At 44.2% G+C, this 19,755-nt stretch carries 16 protein-coding genes and 1 tRNA gene; 12 read left to right on the top strand and 5 right to left on the bottom strand.

Going from position 1 to position 19,755, the window contains the following annotated elements; genetic code table 11:
* Positions 1–27: 27 nt before the first annotated feature.
* The 6 genes from FXO21_RS09570 to FXO21_RS09595 all read left to right on the top strand — a co-directional run bounded on the left by FXO21_RS09570 (position 28) and on the right by FXO21_RS09595 (position 9,204).
* Positions 28–1,185 carry a Gfo/Idh/MocA family protein gene (locus FXO21_RS09570; RefSeq protein WP_149639874.1) on the top strand — a complete coding sequence of 386 codons (1,158 nt, stop codon included), beginning with the start codon at positions 28–30 and terminating at the stop codon, positions 1,183–1,185.
* Positions 1,186–1,203: 18 nt separating this feature from the next.
* The gene (locus tag FXO21_RS09575; protein WP_149639875.1) at positions 1,204–2,115 is read left to right on the top strand and encodes a sugar phosphate isomerase/epimerase family protein; all 912 of its coding nucleotides are present in this window, start codon (positions 1,204–1,206) and stop codon (positions 2,113–2,115) included.
* Between the two features lie 327 nt (positions 2,116–2,442).
* Positions 2,443–4,356 carry a T9SS type A sorting domain-containing protein gene (locus FXO21_RS09580; protein WP_149639876.1) on the top strand — a complete coding sequence of 638 codons (1,914 nt, stop codon included), beginning with the start codon at positions 2,443–2,445 and terminating at the stop codon, positions 4,354–4,356.
* Positions 4,357–4,548: 192 nt separating this feature from the next.
* Entirely contained in the window at positions 4,549–6,471 is a 1,923-nt protein-coding gene (locus tag FXO21_RS09585; protein WP_149639877.1) for a T9SS type A sorting domain-containing protein, read from the top strand.
* Positions 6,472–8,286: 1,815 nt separating this feature from the next.
* Positions 8,287–8,496, top strand: a complete 210-nt coding sequence (locus FXO21_RS29185) for a T9SS type A sorting domain-containing protein (RefSeq protein WP_409014836.1) — start codon at positions 8,287–8,289, stop codon at positions 8,494–8,496.
* Positions 8,497–8,685: 189 nt separating this feature from the next.
* Complete coding sequence (locus tag FXO21_RS09595; RefSeq protein ID WP_149639879.1) at positions 8,686–9,204, top strand: hypothetical protein; 519 nt, start codon at positions 8,686–8,688, stop codon at positions 9,202–9,204.
* Between the two features lie 77 nt (positions 9,205–9,281).
* On the opposite strand, the gene FXO21_RS09600 is transcribed toward FXO21_RS09595, so the two are convergent.
* The 3 genes from FXO21_RS09600 to ubiE all read right to left on the bottom strand — a co-directional run bounded on the left by FXO21_RS09600 (position 9,282) and on the right by ubiE (position 10,872).
* Positions 9,282–9,356: transfer RNA gene (locus FXO21_RS09600), tRNA-Val, on the bottom strand.
* A 110-nt stretch (positions 9,357–9,466) separates the two neighbouring features.
* Entirely contained in the window at positions 9,467–10,141 is a 675-nt protein-coding gene (gene porT / locus FXO21_RS09605; RefSeq protein WP_149639880.1) for a type IX secretion/gliding motility protein PorT/SprT, read from the bottom strand.
* A gap of 8 nt (positions 10,142–10,149) precedes the next feature.
* A complete protein-coding gene (gene ubiE / locus FXO21_RS09610; protein WP_149639881.1) occupies positions 10,150–10,872 on the bottom strand; it encodes a bifunctional demethylmenaquinone methyltransferase/2-methoxy-6-polyprenyl-1,4-benzoquinol methylase UbiE in 723 nt (240 codons plus the stop codon).
* A gap of 156 nt (positions 10,873–11,028) precedes the next feature.
* On the opposite strand from ubiE, the gene FXO21_RS09615 reads away from it, so the two are divergent.
* On the top strand, positions 11,029–11,814 hold the full coding sequence (locus tag FXO21_RS09615; RefSeq protein WP_149639882.1) for a hypothetical protein: 786 nt from the start codon (positions 11,029–11,031) through the stop codon (positions 11,812–11,814).
* Between the two features lie 22 nt (positions 11,815–11,836).
* The gene (locus FXO21_RS09620; protein WP_149639883.1) at positions 11,837–12,418 is read left to right on the top strand and encodes a hypothetical protein; all 582 of its coding nucleotides are present in this window, start codon (positions 11,837–11,839) and stop codon (positions 12,416–12,418) included.
* Here the strand turns inward: FXO21_RS09620 and FXO21_RS09625 are convergent.
* A complete protein-coding gene (locus FXO21_RS09625) occupies positions 12,415–12,672 on the bottom strand; it encodes a hypothetical protein (RefSeq protein WP_149639884.1) in 258 nt (85 codons plus the stop codon). The genes FXO21_RS09620 and FXO21_RS09625 overlap by 4 nt on opposite strands.
* 266 nt (positions 12,673–12,938) lie before the next feature.
* Between FXO21_RS09625 and FXO21_RS09630 the strand changes: the two genes are divergently transcribed.
* The 3 genes from FXO21_RS09630 to FXO21_RS09640 all read left to right on the top strand — a co-directional run bounded on the left by FXO21_RS09630 (position 12,939) and on the right by FXO21_RS09640 (position 15,886).
* Entirely contained in the window at positions 12,939–14,060 is a 1,122-nt protein-coding gene (locus FXO21_RS09630) for a Fic family protein (protein WP_149639885.1), read from the top strand.
* A gap of 758 nt (positions 14,061–14,818) precedes the next feature.
* On the top strand, positions 14,819–15,244 hold the full coding sequence (locus tag FXO21_RS09635) for a hypothetical protein (protein WP_149639886.1): 426 nt from the start codon (positions 14,819–14,821) through the stop codon (positions 15,242–15,244).
* A 57-nt stretch (positions 15,245–15,301) separates the two neighbouring features.
* Positions 15,302–15,886 carry a hypothetical protein gene (locus FXO21_RS09640; protein ID WP_149639887.1) on the top strand — a complete coding sequence of 195 codons (585 nt, stop codon included), beginning with the start codon at positions 15,302–15,304 and terminating at the stop codon, positions 15,884–15,886.
* 52 nt (positions 15,887–15,938) lie between these two features.
* On the opposite strand, the gene FXO21_RS09645 is transcribed toward FXO21_RS09640, so the two are convergent.
* On the bottom strand, positions 15,939–17,429 hold the full coding sequence (locus tag FXO21_RS09645) for a choice-of-anchor A family protein (RefSeq protein ID WP_149639888.1): 1,491 nt from the start codon (positions 17,427–17,429) through the stop codon (positions 15,939–15,941).
* Positions 17,430–17,808: 379 nt separating this feature from the next.
* Here FXO21_RS09645 and FXO21_RS09650 point away from each other — a divergent pair, with 379 nt between their 5' ends.
* Positions 17,809–19,746 carry a cytochrome-c peroxidase gene (locus FXO21_RS09650; RefSeq protein WP_149639889.1) on the top strand — a complete coding sequence of 646 codons (1,938 nt, stop codon included), beginning with the start codon at positions 17,809–17,811 and terminating at the stop codon, positions 19,744–19,746.
* Positions 19,747–19,755 lie beyond the last annotated feature (9 nt).

The following is a 19,755-nucleotide window of genomic DNA, read 5'->3' on the forward strand; positions in this document are numbered from 1 at the left end:
ATTCAAAATGTAACTGAACTTTTTATAATGAAGAAACAGCTCAATATCGGTATTATTGGTTATAAATTTATGGGGCGGGCACACAGCAATGCATGGCTGAAAGCGCCCTTATTTTTTAATATTCCGGCAAATCCGGTTCTTAAAGCAGCTTGCGGAAGACATCAGGAATCACTTTCAGAATTTGCGCAAAAATGGGGCTGGGAAGAAACCGAGCAGGATTGGCGTAAGCTAATAGCCCGTCCGGATATCGACATAATTGATATTGCACTGCCGCAAAACCTGCATTACGAAATTGCACTAGAAGCAGCCAGAGCAGGAAAGCATATATTTTGCGAGAAGCCGCTATCAATGAGCAGCCGGCAAGCTGAAGAGATGTTGAAAGTCTGCGAGGAAAATAAAGTTGTGCATTACCTCAACCATAATTACCGGAGAGTACCGGCAGTAGCACACGCAAAAAAGATGATCGAAGAAGGTAAGATCGGGCGCATTTTCCATTGGCGCTGCTGTTATCAGCAAGACTGGATCGTGGACCCCGAATTTCCGCTTACCTGGCAATTGAGAAAGGAAATAGCTCAGGCCGGACCTCAATGGGACCTTAACTCCCACGCTGTCGACCTGGCGCACTTTCTGGTGGGTGATATTGCGTCGGTTTCTTGTTTAACCTCCAATTTTATCAGCGAGCGTCCTATTGCGGACGAAAATACCTCGGGTAATCTATCTGCGGAAGCATTAGGTAACGAAATGGGTGAAGTGACAGTAGAAGATGCGGCTTTGATGATGGTGCGTTTTAAAAATGGTGCGGTCGGCTCTTTCGAGGCTACGAGATTTGCTACGGGTCGGAAAAACCGTCTTTCATTTGAAATTTACGGAAGTAATGGAAGCCTGGTATTTGATCTTGAGAAAATGAATGAGCTGCAATATTTCTCACTCGCGGATGCTGAAGGTGACCAGGGATTCAGGACGATATTAGTAACAGAATCGGTACACCCTTATGTAGGTAATTGGTGGCCTGCCGGGCATATTATCGGTTATGAACATGCATTCGTGCACGCCGTGGTGGATTTTGTCAAAGCAGTGGAGGGAAAAACAACGATCAGCCCCGATTTTTCAGACGGTCTGAAAATTATTCAGGTCTTAGAAGCTGGTATCAAATCTTCCGAAACAGGTCAGCAAATTCATTTGTAACTCAAAGCAAAAACTGGGATGAACATTCGCAAACCTTCACCGAAAACGGCCGCCTTTGTAGTGAAATGCATTATTATTTTACTGCTATTACCCGGTTCATCCCAGGCTCAAAATAGCATTTTCCGAAAGGATAATCTGATCGCGTGGTGCATTGTTCCTTTTGACAGCAAGAACCGCGGCCCGGTAGAGCGGGCGGAAATGCTTAACCAACTCGGCATAACGATGCTGGCTTACGACTGGCGGGAGAAACATATTCCCGAATTCGATGCCGAAATGGAGGCGTTAAAAAGTCACAATATCAAATTGAAGGCATTCTGGCTCTATTCCGGCCCTAATCCTGAAAATGATAAGATATTGCCGATTATTTTAGATGTGCTGAAAAGACACAATATTAAAACTGAAATCTGGTGCATGATCGCCGGGATCAAGGACTTGGATAAAATGTCGCAGCAGGAAAAGATTGAGGTGCACGCAAAACCGTTGACGTATATAGCGGAGAGGGCGGCGGAAATTGGTTGTAAAGTGGGCGTTTACAATCATGGTGGCTGGTACGGTAATCCTGAGAACCAGTTGGAACTCATTAAATATGTTAACAAGCCGAACATAGGAATTGTATATAACCTCCATCACGCCGAAGCCGACCTGGAAACCTTCCCCCAATTTTACCCGAAGATCCTGCCGCATTTACTGGCGATCAATCTGGCTGGTTTGAAAAAAGGTACACCGGTAAAAGTATTGCCGGTTGGTCAGGGCGATGCTGAGCTGGAAATGATGCGTATTATTCAGAAAAGCAGTTACAAAGGTCCGATTGGTATTATCAATGAGGAATTTGCTCCGGATGCGGAAGAAGGACTGAAGATTAATATCGAGGGATTGAAGAAGATTCTTACAGAACTGGGTGACAGAGATGCGGTGAGAAGTTATAAGTGACTTCCATTAATTTTCTTACCGTTTAATAATTCGTTTTTGTAGGCTTTGTCTGGAAAACGATCTTCGCACGCAGCAAAATGGACAATCCAACTAGTTAAATCGTGCGCTACACTTCCATTGCAGGATAAATTGCCAACGATTAATCTTGCGGCAATTTTCGCAAACTATTCCACTCTTCCAGCCATAAAGCGCTGACCACTAACGAATAAGTATAAAGTGTTTACTTAATACTTAACTATGTTGGCTATTGTTTTTGGATAGTCCGCAATTTCTTAATAAGTGGAATACGACATTTCAAATAAATTTTAAAATAACACCCTTTAAGCTATGAAAACAATACTACTAATACTGGCACTTATCTGTGTAAACCTGACTGGCTATGCCCAATGGAGCACAGATCCGACGCAAAGCAATTTAATTCTTCAGGTTTCAAATACGTTAAGAGAATTTACCCTTCACACAGATAACAATGGCGGAACGTTCCTTGTCTGGGAAGATTGGCGAACGTTTGGGCCGAATATCTACGCACAGCGCATTACTACGGAGGGGTTACCTCAATGGGGTGAGAATGAGGGCCACATCGTGCGTGCTGTACAGGGGAATGGTGAGATCATTGCATATATCGCTGAAATTGGATCAACAAGTGATGGAAATGGAAATGCCATCATCGCTTGGTCAGATACACGGGATGGTTACCAGGTTTATGTTCAAAAAATTAATGGAACTGGTCAGACGCAGTGGCAAGACAAGGGACTCAGCATATGCACCAATTGTTCCTATTCCGAAAGATTAAGGATAATAAGCGACGGAAGTGGTGGAGCTATCATTGCATGGAGTGGTGAGAAAGCTTTCTTTGAAGCTGGAGAAGTATATATTCAGCGGATTAACGCAGATGGTGAAGGTCAATGGCAAAGCAATGGTCTGAGAGTAACCAACAATGATGAATACATTAAAAATTTTCTAAACATTGTAAGCGATGGAAATGGTGGTGCAATTGTGACATGGGAATATTTGCAGAATGGAATAAATGAAATACGTGCGCAACACATAGATAACAATGGAAATCCTCAATGGGCAGCCGATGGGATTGTTTTGGGTACCTTTTCCTCAGGTATTGGAAAGCAGCCTGAATCGATAGCTGACGGCAATGGTGGAATAATAACAGTTTGGTACGATGTCCGTAATTCTTCCGGGAATCTGTATGCGCAAAGGATCAATGCGGATGGGCAACCTCAATGGACTCTGGGAGGACTGCCCGTTTGCACTGCAAACGAAGATCAGATAAATCCTAAGATCATCAGTGATACGCAGGGCGGGGCAATCATCGCTTGGCAAGATCCGAGAAATGGTCCTTCTAACACTGATATTTATACTCAGAGGATCAATGCAAGCGGCCAGGCTCAATGGACAGCCGACGGAATACTTGTATGTGCGCGACCTTCCAATCAAGGTGGTCCACAAATGACCCCTGACGGCGAGGGTGGCGCTGTGATAAGTTGGTCTGACAACCCGGCTGACGACATTTTTTATAATGACGTGGACATGTATGCCCAGCGCCTGAACGGCTCAGGAGCGTTACTTTGGGGAAATAATGGCGCCCCGGTTGCCATTGGCGAAAGAAGTCAGGGCCCTGTAGCAATCACCACTGACGATAATGGAGGTTTTGTTGTCGTCTCGCTGTCCGATGCCAGCATATTTGCATCCCGCCTCAACAAAGATGGCTCACTTCCTGTAACCCTGGTCTCCTTTGAGGGCCGTAAGGAAAATGACAACGCAGTTTTAACCTGGAAAACCAGCCAGGAAACCAATAACAAGGGTTTCGAAATCGAAAGAAGTGATGATGGGAAGCATTTCGAAAAGATTGGCTTTGTTGACACGCACAGTTACGGCTCAGACACCATTCGCAATTATCAGTATCTGGACACAAATCCTTCGGCAGGGTCAAACTACTATCGCCTGAAACAACTGGATCATGACGGCAAGTTTGCTTACAGTAAAATAGTGAATGTTAATTTCGGCAAGGCTTCCCGCATGTTTGTCTATCCAAATCCTACGATGGGTGATCTTTTTATTGAAACAGAGCGCGCTAGCGGACGTATACAGATCACAGATATGCTCGGCCGGACTGTTTTTGAAAAGCATATGGTCAACCCCAGGACATATATTGACGTCAAAGGTTTATCACCTGGAATGTACATCCTCAGGGAAGGTGCTTCAAGTCAGGTTTTCGTGAAGCAATGAGTTGTAGTGTTGGAAAAAATACTGTGAATCAGGCAACAAAGCGGATTTAAGGTATTATCGCGAATAAAAATCGCTGATATCATGAGGGAACAGCCATTATTGTATTAAAAGTGTTTGATCGCATATAATGTTTGATAATCAGCAATTTCTGAAAAGTACGATACGACATTTTAAAATAATACCCTTTACGCTATGAAAACAATACTACTGATATTGGCACTTATTGGTGTGAACCTGACTGGCTTCGCGCAATGGAGCACAGATCCGACACAAAGCAATCTAATACGTCAGGGAACGAACACGATAAGAGAATTTACCCTTCACACAGATAACAATGATGGAACATTCCTTGTCTGGGAAGATTGGCGAACTTTTGGGCCGAATATCTACGCACAGCGCATTACCACGGTCGGGTTGCCTCAGTGGGGTGAAAATGAGGGCCACATTGTGCGCGCTATGCAGGGGAATGAGGAGCTGGTTGCATCCATTGCTGAAATCGGATCCATAAGTGATGGAAATGGAAATGCCATCATTGCATGGTCAGATGACCGGGAAGCGCACTCCCAAGTTTATGTCCAAAAGATTAATGGAACTGGTCAAACACAGTGGCAAAACAGGGGGCTTAACATATGCACTAATTGCGTAGTCGCAAGAAGATTGAAAATTGCAGGTGACGGGAATGGTGGCGCTATCATCGCGTGGACTGGAACCAGCGAAGGTGACAAACCGTCAGAAGTTTATATTCAGCGAATTAATAGTAGCGGGGTAGGTCAATGGCAAAACAATGGCGTGAAGGTCACTCAGAGCGAAGATTATGGTAATGATTTATTAGATATAGTTAGTGATGGAAATGGCGGCGCAATAATAACCTGGAAGCAAAACTCGGATTCGCCGTATGGCCCTAATCCAATGCTCGCACAACGAATCGATCAGAATGGCAATGCACTTTGGGACGCTGATGGGGTTCCAATGGGTATTATTATTGCCGACGTACATCAACCTAGTTCCATTACTGATGGCAATGCCGGAATAATAACAGTCTGGTATGACGTCCGTAATTCTTCCGGAAATCTGTATGCCCAAAGGATCAATGCGGACGGACAACCTCAATGGACACTTGGAGGAATACCCGTTTGTACTGCGACTGAGGAGCAGACTAATCCCAGGATCATCAGTGATGCGCAGGGCGGGGCAATCATCGCTTGGGAAGATGCTAGAAATGGTCCTTCTAACCATGACATTTATGCGCAACGGATCAATGCAAGCGGCCAGGCTCAATGGACAGCCTACGGGATACCTGTGTGTGCGCAGTCCTCCAATCAAGGTGGTCCACTAATGACCCCTGACGAGGATGGTGGGGCTGTTTTGACTTGGAGTGACACCCGAAATGCAGACGTTTTTTACGGCGATAGAGATGTATACGCCCAACGCCTGAATGGCGCAGGAGCTTTACTTTGGGAAAACAATGGCGCCCCGGTTGCAATTGGAGAAAGAAGTCAGGGCCCTGTCGCCATCACCACTGACGATAATGGAGGTTTTGTTATCGTCTCGCGGACTGATGCCAGCATCTTTGCATCCCGCCTCAACAAAGATGGCTCGCTTCCCGTAACCCTGGTCTCCTTTGAGGGCCGTAAGGAAAATGACAACGCAGTTTTAACCTGGAAAACCAGCCAGGAAACTAATAACAAAGGCTTTGAAATCGAACGCAGTGAGGATGGGAAGCAATTCGAAAAAATTGGCTTTGTTGACCCATACAGTTACGGATCAGACACCATTCGCAACTATCAGTATCTGGACACAAATCCTTCGGCAGGGTCAAACTACTACCGCCTGAAACAGCTGGACCATGACGGCAAGTTTGCTTACAGTAAGATCGTTAATGTTAATTTCGGCAAGGCTTCCCGCATATCCGTTTATCCAAATCCTACTGTGGGTGACCTTTTTATCGAAACAATGCACGCTGGTGGACGTATACAGATCACAGACATGCTTGGCCGGATTGTTTTTGAAAGGCGTATGGTCAACCCCAGGACATATATTGACGTCAAGGATTTATCACCTGGAATGTACATCCTTAGGGAGGGTGCTTCAAGTCAGGCTTTTGTGAAGCAATAGCTGTATTGTTTGCTAATCAAGCGACTAAATCCGAATAAAACGTTTATTTCTGAGTAAGTGGAACACGACATTTCAAATAAATTTTAAAATAACACCCTTTAAGCTATGAAAACAATACTACTAATACTGGCACTTATTTGTGCAAACCTGACTGCCTATTCGCAATGGAGCACAGACCCGACACAAGAGAATCTAATACGTCAGGGAAACGAGGTAATAAGGGAATTTACGATTCACACAGATAACAATGGCGGAACATTCCTTGTCTGGGAAGATTGGCGAACGTTTGGGCCGAATATCTACGCACAACGCATTACCACGGACGGGTTACCTAAATGGGATGAAAAGGAGGGCCACATCGTGCGTGCCATGCAAGGGAACGATGAACTGATTGCAACTATCGATGAAATTGGATCGATAAGTGATGGAAATGGCAATGCCATCATTGCATGGTCAGATACACGGGATGGCTCCCATGTTTATGTTCAAAAGATTAATGGAACTGGTCAGACACAGTGGCAATATAGGGGAATTAACATATGCACTGATTGCCATGGGGGAAGAGTTAAAATTGTAAGTGACGGAAATGGTGGAGCTATTATCGCTTGGAGTGGCGTTAAGGAGGATTTTAATCAACCATCAGAAGTATATATTAAGCGAATCAATAGTAGCGGTGTAGGCGTATGGCAAAATGACGTTATTAAAGTCACTCATAACGCAGAGTATGGTAATGACTTTTTAAACATGGTTAGTGATGGAAACGGCGGCGCAATTATAACCTGGAAGCAAAACTCGGTTTCGCCGTATGGTCCTGGTCCAATGCTTGCACAACGTATCGATCACAATGGCAATGTACTTTGGAACGCTGATGGGGTGTCTATGGGTATTATTATTGCCGACATAGATCAACCAAAATCCGTTACTGATGGCAATGGTGGAATAATAACAGTTTGGTATGACGTTCGTAATTCTTCCGGAAATCTGTATGCGCAAAGAATCAATGCGGACGGGCAACCTCAATGGACACTTGGAGGACTACCCGTTTGTACTGCGACTGAGGATCAGATTAATCCCCGCATCATCAGTGATACGCAAGGAGGGGCAATCATCGCTTGGGAAGATGCGAGAAATGGCCCTTCCAATCATGACATTTATACTCAACGGATCAATGCAAGCGGCCTTGCTCAATGGACAGCCGACGGAATACCTGTGTGTGCGCAACCTTCCAGTCAATATGGTCCCCAAATAACCCCTGACGGTGAGGGTGGGGCTGTGTTGACTTGGAGTGACGCTCGGAGTGCCGACGCTTTTAACGACGATAGGGATGTATATGCCCAGCGCCTGAATGGCGCAGGAGCTTTACTTTGGGAGAATAATGGCGCCCCGGTTGCCATTGGAGAAAGAAGTCAGGGTCCTGTAGCCATCACCACCGACGATAACGGAGGTTTTGTTGTCGTCTGGTTGTCTGATGCCAGCATCTTTGCATCTCGCCTCAACAAAGATGGCTCGCTTCCCGTAACCCTGGTCTCCTTTGAGGCCCGTAAGGAAAATGACAATGCCGTTTTAACATGGACTACGACTCAGGAAACAAATAATAAAGGTTTTGAAATCGAACGCAGTGGGGATGGGAAGCATTTCGAAAAGATTGGCTTTGTTGACCCGCACAGTTACGGATCAGACACCATTCGCAATTATCAGTATCTGGACACAAATCCTTTGGCAGGGTCAAACTACTACCGTCTGAAACAACTGGACCATGACGGCAAGTTTGCTTACAGTAAGATCGTTAATGTTAATTTCGGCAAGGCTTCCCGCATGTCCGTCTATCCGAACCCTACGATGGGTGATCTTTTTATCGAAACAGCGCGTGCTGGTGGACGTATACAGATCACGGACATGCTCGGGCGGGTTGTTTTTGAAAAGCGCATGGTCAAGCCCAGGACATATATTGACATCAAGGATTTATCACCGGGAATGTACATCCTCAGAGAGGGTGCTTCAAGTCAGGTTTTCGTGAAGCAATAGGTGTATAGGCTTGAAAAAGGTACTGCTGGATTGGGCGACGAAGTGGGTTTAAACTAGTTATCGCGAATAGAAAGTCGCTGACGTTATGAATAGATAGCCATTATTCATTAAAAATATTTATTTGCACATAATGAATATTTGTAACCGTCGTTGACTGATTATGTTCCTCTCAATCAAAACCTTGCCTTTATGAAAATCATTATTCACCTCCTGCTTTTCGGTCTGATATTCGTGAATAGCTGTCGGTCGCCTGCTCCTCCCGCCCCTGAGCCTTTTGAGATGCCTTACTTCAATCAGGTCAATATCAATTTTCAGGAGAATGAGATCCAATGCCTGCTGGATCATTGGTATACTAGAACTTATGATGAGGAAAATCCGATCGTTTTCCGTGTTATCAACGATGCGGCCGCCTACAATTCATTTTTCAGCTGTAAGCAGGGTATTGTTCCACAATCCATAGATTTTTCAAAAAACTCGCTGTTGATCGGTATGAAAGCCGATTTGGGAAAGCCGGTCAATTCCCCTGTTAACATTCGAAAAATGGTGCAGAACTTATCACAGGTTGAGAACGGCGATTATTTGCTAAAAGTAACTGTTGCAGGCCGCCAGGGAGGGGCCGAGGGCGGTGGCGAATGGTTTGGTTTCACTTCCCTAGTACCAAAAATCCAAGGTGACGTGAAGTTGGAAATGAAGTATGAGTTTGATTGAAGGCTTGTAAGCGGACGCCACGCGGGCAGAGGGTCTAAACAACAAAAGGCGCTATTTCTAGCGCCTTTTTGTATTCGTGGGAGTTGAGGGATTCGAACCCCCGACCCTCTGCTTGTAAGGCAGATGCTCTGAACCAACTGAGCTAAACTCCCTTTCTTCCCCGTCGTTTGGGAGTGCAAATATGTGCGACTAAATTTTCCTCTGCAAATATTTTTGACAAAAAAAATAAAAAAATTTACAAAGAACTGAGAATCAAATACCATTACTCAAAGTTCAAATACAATGTCACCGTATGCGTGGAAAGTCTGTTGATCCCTGAACCGACGGAATTTTTTGATGGCTGAAGCATATTTGTCAACCCGTGAGAAAAGCGCAGCTCTGGCGCGAATTTGAAAAACTCGAAAAACTGCTCATAACCCACGCCATAGTCTATTGAAAAATCGCTCGATTTTGTGTCCAGCCGCGAGGTACTGCCTCCCCGTGCGCGTTTTACATTCGTTTCAATGCCCAGCGTCACGCCTGCAACCATATACATCCGCGAATTGACCCGCCGAAGCGATTTGTATTTAAGCAGCAAAGGAACTTCTATCCAGGTAGATTCGCGCTTTTCAATCCTGTCAGCACCATTTGGATAACTGAACTTGACCTGCCGTTCATATAAAGATACCGATGGCGTGGTACGAAGGTCAAAATGTTCGGTAAGGAAAGCATTAACGGTAAAGCCCATGCGGAACGAAGCCTGGGTAGGCGATTGGATCACATATGCCGAATCCTTCTGCAGGAAATCGCTATTGTGCCTGACATTAAATCTGGTAAAGGGCACCGCGAAAAGAATTCCGTAGTGGATCGGCTTGTCGTCGTAATACTCAAGGTGCTTTCGCCTATAACCTGTACCCTGCGCCCTGATATCCTGCACTGCGAAGAGTAGCAGCAGCATTCCGAAAACTATTTTTGCCCGATGTAAATGGAGCAGATCCCGAAGGTAAGTGATATGCATTTGGTATTAATAAAACCTGCTTTCTTATAAATTTCAAGGAAGGCGGCCCCGTCCGGAAATGCCTGGACCGACTCTGGTAAATAGGTATAAGCTGAACTATCCTTTGAGACGGTCTTTCCTATGATTGGTAATATATATTTGAAATAAAAATTGTAAAACTGCTTGAAAGGAAAGCTGCGCGGCTTGGAAAACTCTACTACCACACAATTCCCTCCTGGCTTCATCACGCGGTTCATCTCTGTCAATCCGGCCAGTAAATTCTGAAAATTGCGTACTCCAAACGAAACGATAATCGCGTCAAAATAATTGTCTGCAAAAGCCAAACTTTCCGAATCGCCTGTTTGAAGTGATATAATGTCCTGCTTGCCTATTTTCGCGACTTTTTCCCTGCCCACAGCCAGCATTCCCTCCGAAATGTCTACGCCGATAATTTTCTCCGGATTTAGCGCCAGCGCTTCAATGGCGAAATCACCGGTACCAGTGGCGATATCCAGAATAATCTTTGGCTGCTGTTTTTTCAGCAATTTGATCGCCCGTTTCCGCCAGTAAATATCCACGCCCGCGCTGAGCAGGTGGTTCAGGAGGTCATATTTTGGCGAAATATTATCGAACATTTCCGCTACCTGCTCCCGTTTACTGCCTTCTTTGTCTTTATAGGGTACTACACTCATTTTCTTGCCTGATAAATTCAACTACGAACAAATCTAACAGATAATTACGGTTTAAAGTTGACAGGGCAAAGGTTATTACGGTATCAGGTTGACGAAAAACGTAAACGAACGTCTAAACAGCAATGCAACCCTTTTCCTCACCTAAACGCGGGTTTTATGCGCAAGCTGTACCTTATCATGATTTTCAGCATTTCTGCTGCCTTTGTTTTTGCTCAAAAACCCATAAACCGCTATTCTTCAAACGGGATCAGCGGGAAAAAGAGCTATAACCGCAGGCAGCAGCGCGAATTTTCGGCGGGAATTCGAACTGGCCTCACGCAGTTTTTCGGTGAATTGAACGGACAAGATATGCACACAATGCTGGGAGTAAATATTGGTAAATCGTTTACCAAAGAATTTTCTGTTCAAATCGATTTTACAGCAGGAAAAGTTGGCGGCGAGAAAATGGAATTCTTCAACTCCTATTTTGTAAATGAATACAACTCAGTCGAACTACTGGCCAAATGGGACATTACCGAGCAGTTTAATGCATTTGAGCCCGGCCCGCTGCATGTGACTGTCTACGGTGGAATCGGGCAGATCTATTTTAGTGCAAATGCATTTGATCTCGATAACAACGACCTTGTGAGATTTACCAATAGCCAGTTAAGCGCGCGGAATCCGCTTTTTCTTCGCTGGGGACCTGCAACCGGGCCTTTGGGAATTAGAAAAACAAGAGAAGGAATTTTGCCCGTCGGCACCTCTCTTGAATATCTGCTGTTACCAGCGGTGAAAGTGGGCGCAGAGTACCGGTTTTACTTTGTACGTACCGACAAAATGGATGCCACATCCGGCAGAAGGCTCGTCAATCCTGAAGAAGCCGATTCTTACAGTAATACACCCAACGACAAGTTCAGTTTCCTCTCTTTCTTCTTAACTTACCATTTCGGAAAACGAAATTAAATGGAAGTTATCATCGTTAAAAATGGCAATTCACACCGTTAGCTACAAATTTTATCCTTCTTTACTCAACTGCTATGATCGTTTTGAAAAAGGCTTTCTGAGCGAACAGGAGCTGATTAACAGGGTTAACCGGGTACCAATGCCGCAAACCGAGGCACAACGAAAGGGTGTTATATTTGAGGATGCAGTTATTAAAGGAATTGACGAGGAAATGTTTGATCCGCAAATATTGGCCCAGGTCCGGGCGCTGCTGCCGCGACCGATGTTACGCACCCAGTTTTATTGCGAATATCAGCTTGAAAACGTATTGCTCTATGGTTATGTAGATGTTTTGGGCAAAATGTTCGCAGCAGACATTAAGACTACAAGCAATTATAAGCCAGACCATTACGCACAAAATCACCAGAATTTTTACCTTCCTGCGTTACGTTCGAAAGGTGTGCGCAGCCTGCGGTACATTATCACCGATTTCGATCAGGTTTACCAGGAGGAATACGACCATTCGATTGACCTTTCGGCGCAGGAAGCGCAGATTAAATCGTTTTGTGATTTTCTGGAAATGCACCGGACGGAAATTACTGATCGCCGGATTTTTGGCGGTTAGTCAACCCAAATTTTTTCCTCTTTCAAACAATACTGTAAAAAGTTTTTGGCAGACATTTCTGAATAGTCGCTCACAAAACATTGAGCAGACTTTGCATTATCAAATTTTGCCTTCGCCCCCAACATCAACTCCGTTCCTTCGGAATTGATTACGAATGTTTTGATGCAGACAATCTCCTCGCCAGCTTCATTACAATCACGGTGGAGGCAGATTTCGGTTTGTGTTTCCGGAAGGATGATGATTTTGAAGTTCATGTGAATGTATAGTTTTGTCTGCTGTATTAATACATAATTACTGCTCACGAAGGTATGCCCGCCAAATAAGACTTTGCACAACAGATCTATTGTATTGTCAAAACTTAGCATCTGACGAGTAGTATAGTTTAGTTTTATCCCCAAAAACTAAACTAACGAATTTCTTATTTTAGTTTTCAGCCCAAAATCTAAACTAAGGAAATTTTTAGTTTAGATTTACATCAATTTTCTAAACTAAGCGATTTGTTAGTTTAACTTTTGATGCGATGAAGAACTTTAAAGCAGGCGCGGTCACCAACCAGGGGTATTATAAAAGCTTTCAACCCGAAAACATAAATCGGGACTGGCATGTAGATGATATGCAGCTACTTGGCTTACTAAGCAAAGCCGACAGGGACCTTGGCCGATTGGACATGTATTCGGAATATGTACATATTGACCTGTACATTCGCATGCATATCGCAAAAGAAGCTACCCAATCATCCAAAATTGAAGGCACCCGAACCAACATGGAGGAGGCTTTTCTGGAAAAAGATGAAATTTCGATGGAAAAACGCGATGACTGGGAGGAAGTGCAAAACTACATCAGCGCAATGAATGAGGCTGTGAAACAACTGCATACGCTCCCATTTTCGTCCCGGCTCATACGACAGACGCATAAGATATTACTTCAGGGAGTGCGTGGCAGGCATAAGCAGCCCGGCGAGTACCGCACGAGCCAAAATTGGATTGGCGGAGCAAGTATCAATGACGCCGTATTTGTACCGCCGGTGCATAGTTCGATTGCGGACCTGATGTCGGACATTGAAAAATTCGCAAATGACGAAATCAACCCTTTGCCCGACTTATTGAAAATCGGGCTGATCCACTATCAATTTGAAACAATCCACCCGTTTCTCGATGGAAACGGGCGAGTTGGGCGGTTATTGATTACACTTTATCTGGTCAATAAAGGAATACTTAAACAGCCAATCCTTTATTTATCGGATTATTTTGAGAGAAACAGGGCTTTGTATTACGACAATTTGATGCGCGCCCGGACACACAATGATATCAATCAATGGTTAAAATTCTTTCTGGTCGGTGTTATTGAAATCTCTAAAACAGGCGTGAAGACCTTTGATGGCATTTTGCAGCTACAACGAAATCTTGAAGTCAAACTCCAATCTTTCGGCACACGCGCCGCAGAGGCAAAAAAAATCGTGGAGTACCTATACGAGCAGCCGGTTATTGACGTGGCCCGAATTGAGGCAATCACAGGAAAATCGAAGGCTACTAACTACAAATTATTGGCGGACTTTGAAAGGTTGGAAATACTGCAAGAGGTATCAGGCGGGCTACGGAACAAGCTTTATGTATTTAAGGATTACCTAGACCTATTTCGATAGATACCCATAAGGTACATTAGACGTTTACACTTTATCGTTGCTGCTTCTGTAAAGCTATATAAGGGAAACACTTTCTTTTGCAGATGCAAAAAGGCATGCCCCAACATTGATTCGTTTTTGAAATTAACCGCCTAATAACTGGCGACTTGCCGCTTGTTCATTGTCCTCGGCGGGTTTGTAAATGACTGAATCTTAAATCGTAATCTCACGGATCGATTTAATTATTTCATCTTTTACAAACTATTATTATGAGAAAATTACCCCTTCGGAGGCGCATTACGCCGTATTTTTCATTCCTCCTCATTTTGTCTTCTTCTTTGTAAACCAGTCATGCCGTGACGACCTTGACAGTAAGACATCTCCCGAAGAAAGTCAGGTAAGCCAAACTGGCGGATCAGAAAACAAAATGATCAGCTACGACCAATTCTGATCGGGTTAAGGCGGCTACGACCTTAGGGCAACATGGATTAGTTTTTAAAAAAAATGGGGCTTTGGTCAGTTCCAAGGAAATTGACCCAACTTGCCCAAACTAAAATATGAGCTAAATCGGCCACAAAAAACCATCACCACCTATGGTAAAGTTTTTGCTTTCCCTAACAAAAAAGTTTTTGCTCGCCCTCGGACTTGCTATGCTAGTTCTTATCTTAATAACCATCGACTGGAGAACCGATGGAACTTGCGATGTGGTGGAAAAGGTAAGCTTCCGAGGGATACATTTTCAATTTCCTATTAAAGTACGAGGAGTATTGAAAACGCCAATGACTGGATTTTCACGCTATCATACTCAGCTACAAACAGACTCCATTGGAGGGAAAAATATCTCCGGCAAATGGTTTTTTGAATGGGACTATGGACTTTCGAGACCAAAAGAAATTACAGATACTGTGAGAGAACAGTTAATCCACGGAGTCGCATTCGAGCTTTATGAAGACAGTTGTAAAAGTAATCACGAAATCGTCGAAGAGGTCCAGAATATGTACCCTGGCAACTTCAGATATTTCGAAAATTACGGAAATGGCTCGTTTATATGGGAGCGGGATTGTATGACCATCTTTGTAAAAAGAATCTATCCATACCAGAAAGGGTACTCCATACCTGAGGTATCCTTTTGTTACGGACTTACTTCGTCACAAGTGTCAACATATGCAACCTACACGGGCTATTTTAATAGCGATCCAGACTAGCTGAGCATTACAATAGAATGAAGAATGCAAACGCCCTAACGATTACAGTTATCACTTATGAATAAGTTTCTGTATCCCGTTGCTTTCGGAATCCTCGCGCTCATCTTAGTAACTCCCTGGGATACCGAAGGAACCTGCTATCAACTAGAAAAGGTGAGCTTCCGAGGAATTCACTTTCAATTTCCGATCAAAGTACGCGGCGCGCTGCGGGCTCCAATGGGTGACTTTTCAAGGCATTATACGTGGTTACAGACTGACTCTATCGGCGGCAAAAATATTAGCGGAAAATGGTTCTTTGAATGGGATTCCCAATGGAGCAAGCAAGATCCAATCACTGAAACTTTTAAAGAAAAACTAGTCTACGGAGTTGCATTTGAACTTCATGACGATAGTTGTAAAACCAGTCAGGAGATCGTCGAAGAGATCCAGAAGCTGTATCCAGGCAACTACCGATACGTTGAAGAATATGGAAATCCGTGTTTTATATGGGAACGAGACTGTATGACCATTTTTGTCAAACGAGCTTATGCATATCCTAAGGGGTACAGTGTCCCGGAAGTCTCCTTTTGCTACGGACTGAATTCTTTACAAGTGGATAAATACGGAAAGTATACCGGTTATGTCAAGGGACTCCCCGATTGACTGTGCCATCACATTTCGGAGCCCTGATATAATCAGGGCTCCGATACAATACCTACTTACGAATCAAAACCTTTTGAGAATTCATGGCACCATCAAAATGCGTGGTTGTCACAACGTACATTCCTGATGCCAGATTTTTGCAATCTATACCTTCTGATGTGATTTTCACGGCTTTGTATACATTACGCCCAAAAAAATCGACAATCGTAACTTGCTTAATGTCAGCGCTATTACTAACTAATATCCGGTCGGCTGTCGGATTTGGAAATAGCGTAATAGCTGATCCTGTTTTAATCTTTATACTTTCGATATTGCTGTAAGCAAATGTTTCGTCGAGGTCTACCATTTTAAGACGGTACAAATTTTCACCGTCGACAGGAGATTGATCAGTAAACGAATAATGTCTCGACTGACTGCTTTCCTGATGCGACGACACCGTTCCAATCCGGTTCCAGGATTTCCCGTTAACGCTGTGCTCGATATCAAAATGGCTGCTGTTGGTTTCAGAAGTGGTTGTCCAATTAAGATTTACTGATTGACCTTCCTTTGAAGCCGTAAATTTCGCCAGACTGACCGGCAACGTAATGGTATTTTCGGAAAAGTAGAAATTATGAAACTCAAATCCATTTAGTTGATTAAAATGTCCACCGATAATCGACTGTCCGTTAATAGAGCCACCATTACCACTCAAACCAGCCTTCGGCGCCAGGAAGCTTCCCAAAAATTTATAATGTGCGAGGGAAATTGCAGTTGCATTAGGGAAGTTGAACAGCACCCTGACATTCGCTTCGTCCGCACCATTCATTTTCATGCTGCCGCCATTGATGGAAAGCGTCTGGTTTAGGATATTGATGATCGCCGACGCGCCAGTCGGTATTTCCACCCTGATTTCGTCGCTACTCATATTGTCTGGTAACGTGATGTTAAAGACATTCAAACCATCGCTCGTACCTTTCAGCACATATTGGTGGTAACCATCGAAGGTGACCGTCCCGGTATTTTCAAGTGTGTTCAATAGCCCACTGAGTGTCCGGTAATAACCAAGCAGCTTATTATCTGAAAATTTGATGTGATCCAATACTCCGCCTGTTATTGTGGAGCCGGGCGCCAGCAAGCTCGGAAGCACGTTGCCTGTCGGAGCGGTGTTGTAAATCAGATTTCCCCGAAGTCCCCAGTTACCGCCGCCAGCATTATTAAACTGACCATTAACAACCAGATTATCCGTGAAATCCGGCGCATTAACTCCCACTCCCCCGGTTCCAACGCTGTAACCTCCGGTATTGATATTCATATTCCCGGCAACGGCCAGCCTACCTTCCACGTCACCTGAATTGGTTTGAAAATCCCCGAAAATGATGGCGTTAAAATTACCATTCCCAATAAAGTTAGCCGACAAAAATTCATCGGGAATGGTCAGTCTCGTCCTGGAACCCTGCGCAACTGACTGTTGCCCAAGCCAAAGCAAAGTGATAGAACTAATTAGCGCGTATCGATAAAATTTTAGCGATGACACATTGTAGGTCAATGTAGAAAAAATTTTCATAACATTTTGATAGAGAAGTGATTGAGTAACCTGTTTACAGGAAGTTACACAATGAAAAATGCAGAAGTCAAGAAAAATTTTACCCAATCCTCATCTTCCCTCAAAAAGCTATATTTAGAAGAAAAAGGTTAATAAATACGATCAATTCCGACAAACATCCATCGCGGCTTATGTAGAAATAGCGCAAGGTGAACACCAAAAGCTTTTCTGATATTAATTGAAAAACAATGGCGGGTGGAGCGAGCTATATCGCATATCCATATCGTCATCGGGTCCCTATTTACCGCTAACTCAAACGATTTGTCTTCATTTGGTTTTTCGAGTACATTCGATAGCCTGCCCACTACGTCTCGTTACGGAATCTTTTTGCTTCTTCAAGATGAAAAACAGACTTTTTTCGGCGCTGTGCCTTGCCGTAGTTATTTTGTTTTGCGCCGCTATTTTCCGCAATAATAGTGGGACGAAGACCAGCGCCGCCCAAAAGGCAAGGGAAATCTATCTGAATGAAATGAAGCGGCTGGACTCTATGCTCGTTGCGTACCCTACCTATTTTTTGGATAGCAACTATGCCGCAAGGGTTCGAGTTTACACCGATCTCGCGCGGCAGTTCAAGCGTGTGGAGCTTTTCTTCCTCTATTTTTATCCTGAAAAAGCATACACAACGATGTGGCAGCCGATCCAGGCTACAAAGCAGCCGGTCGGGCCAGCATTACCAGACAATTTCTTGATAGCCGGGCCTTTCGGTATCGATGCGGATTCAGTCGTCGCCAAATCAAGTAAGGCGAATCGCGATTTTGAAAAAATGTTCATTACGCGTGCTGCCAATAACTTCCGGGCGACGTTGGCGGGATTACAATACGAGAAAAACATTCCACTGATGACAGATGCACAGGTCATGGAAGCCATGAAACTGCAAATGTTCAATATCACCAGCGTCGGGCTCGGCAATGGCGATTTTCAACTCAATCCGGTCAATTTGCCGTGCGTTCAGGCTGAAATAGAGGTTTGGAGTAAGGTCCTGAGATTATATCTGGCGCAGCTTCCCAGCTCTTCCAAAAACCTCAAAACCCAGATTGAACATTTGCTCAACGAGACTGAAAAATACCTAGTGTTAAATACTGATTTTGACACATTTGATAGAATGGAATTGTTGACCAGCTATCTGAATCCACTCTCCAAACATTTGGTTACAGTCAGAAAAATGCTGAATATCCACGCCGAACACCGCTTTGCAGCCCTTAACCCCGAGACTAGTGGACTGTTTGAAGCCGATATTTTCAACCTGTCTTTCTTCACGCCCGACAGTAGCGTTACGCTTTTCAAGGAGCGCGCGGAATTAGGCAAAGTCCTGTTTTTCGACCCGATTCTCTCCGACAATAACGAGCGCTCCTGTGCGTCGTGTCACAAACCTGAAATGGCATTTACCGATGGTTTGGGAAAAAGTATGAGCTTCACGCTCGATCAGCTGCTCCGGAATGCACCTACGGTTATCAATTCGGTTTTCCAGCCGTCACAGTTTTGGGATTCCCGTGTTAATTCGCTCGAAGATCAGGCGGATTCTGTGATCATGAATCCCAATGAAATGCACGGAACATCCTTTGAGATCGTGACAGAGCGTATTACTGCCAGCGAAGACTATATCAAGCTTTTCAACAAAGCATTCCCTGAAACGATCAAACATGGAATAGCCAGAAAGCACATTAAAAGTGCTATTGCGACTTACGAAAGGACATTAGTTGGTCTAAATTCTCGTTTTGACAAATATATGAGAGGGGATAAATCAGCTTTGACCTCCCAGGAAATAAATGGATTTAATGTCTTTATGGGAAAAGGTCGTTGCGGAAGCTGTCATTATGCGCCTCTGTTTAATGGCACAGTGCCGCCATACTTTGCAATTTCCGACCATCGTAGTTTAGGCGTGCCAGTTAAAGATACGATGAGCAAATACGAGCTTGATGCGGACGTTGGTTTGCAACATTCTACTCGGAATCCTTTGTTCAAGTCTTCATTTAAAGTCCCGACTGTCAGGAATGCGGCCCTCACCGCACCGTATATGCATAATGGTATTTACCAGACGCTGGATCAGGTGGTTGACTTTTACAATCATGGAGCAGGCAATAAATTTGGATTTCGAGGCCTCTTCATAACCATTCTGCCGGATTCATTAAACCTCAACGTCACAGAAAAAAAGGACCTAATTTCGTTCATACACACACTCACGGACACCTCAGGTACCAGTGAGCGGCCGAAGCATTTACCAAAAATTAAAGGCAAATTCGCCGCGCTTAACGATCGTATAATCGGCGGGAAATTTTAGTTAAAATTT

The organism is Dyadobacter sp. UC 10 (assembly GCF_008369915.1).
In the GTDB taxonomy this organism is placed as follows: Bacteria; Bacteroidota; Bacteroidia; order Cytophagales; family Spirosomataceae; genus Dyadobacter.

Coding starts and splice junctions, on each gene's coding strand:
- FXO21_RS09570 (WP_149639874.1), top strand. CDS start 28: ATGAAGAAACAGCTCAATATCGGTATTATTGGTTATAAATTTATGGGG.
- FXO21_RS09575 (WP_149639875.1), top strand. CDS start 1,204: ATGAACATTCGCAAACCTTCACCGAAAACGGCCGCCTTTGTAGTGAAA.
- FXO21_RS09580 (WP_149639876.1), top strand. CDS start 2,443: ATGAAAACAATACTACTAATACTGGCACTTATCTGTGTAAACCTGACT.
- FXO21_RS09585 (WP_149639877.1), top strand. CDS start 4,549: ATGAAAACAATACTACTGATATTGGCACTTATTGGTGTGAACCTGACT.
- FXO21_RS29185 (WP_409014836.1), top strand. CDS start 8,287: ATGTCCGTCTATCCGAACCCTACGATGGGTGATCTTTTTATCGAAACA.
- FXO21_RS09595 (WP_149639879.1), top strand. CDS start 8,686: ATGAAAATCATTATTCACCTCCTGCTTTTCGGTCTGATATTCGTGAAT.
- porT (WP_149639880.1), bottom strand. CDS start 10,141: ATGCTGCTGCTACTCTTCGCAGTGCAGGATATCAGGGCGCAGGGTACA.
- ubiE (WP_149639881.1), bottom strand. CDS start 10,872: ATGAGTGTAGTACCCTATAAAGACAAAGAAGGCAGTAAACGGGAGCAG.
- FXO21_RS09615 (WP_149639882.1), top strand. CDS start 11,029: ATGCGCAAGCTGTACCTTATCATGATTTTCAGCATTTCTGCTGCCTTT.
- FXO21_RS09620 (WP_149639883.1), top strand. CDS start 11,837: ATGGCAATTCACACCGTTAGCTACAAATTTTATCCTTCTTTACTCAAC.
- FXO21_RS09625 (WP_149639884.1), bottom strand. CDS start 12,672: ATGAACTTCAAAATCATCATCCTTCCGGAAACACAAACCGAAATCTGC.
- FXO21_RS09630 (WP_149639885.1), top strand. CDS start 12,939: ATGAAGAACTTTAAAGCAGGCGCGGTCACCAACCAGGGGTATTATAAA.
- FXO21_RS09635 (WP_149639886.1), top strand. CDS start 14,819: ATGACTGGATTTTCACGCTATCATACTCAGCTACAAACAGACTCCATT.
- FXO21_RS09640 (WP_149639887.1), top strand. CDS start 15,302: ATGAATAAGTTTCTGTATCCCGTTGCTTTCGGAATCCTCGCGCTCATC.
- FXO21_RS09645 (WP_149639888.1), bottom strand. CDS start 17,429: ATGAAAATTTTTTCTACATTGACCTACAATGTGTCATCGCTAAAATTT.
- FXO21_RS09650 (WP_149639889.1), top strand. CDS start 17,809: ATGAAAAACAGACTTTTTTCGGCGCTGTGCCTTGCCGTAGTTATTTTG.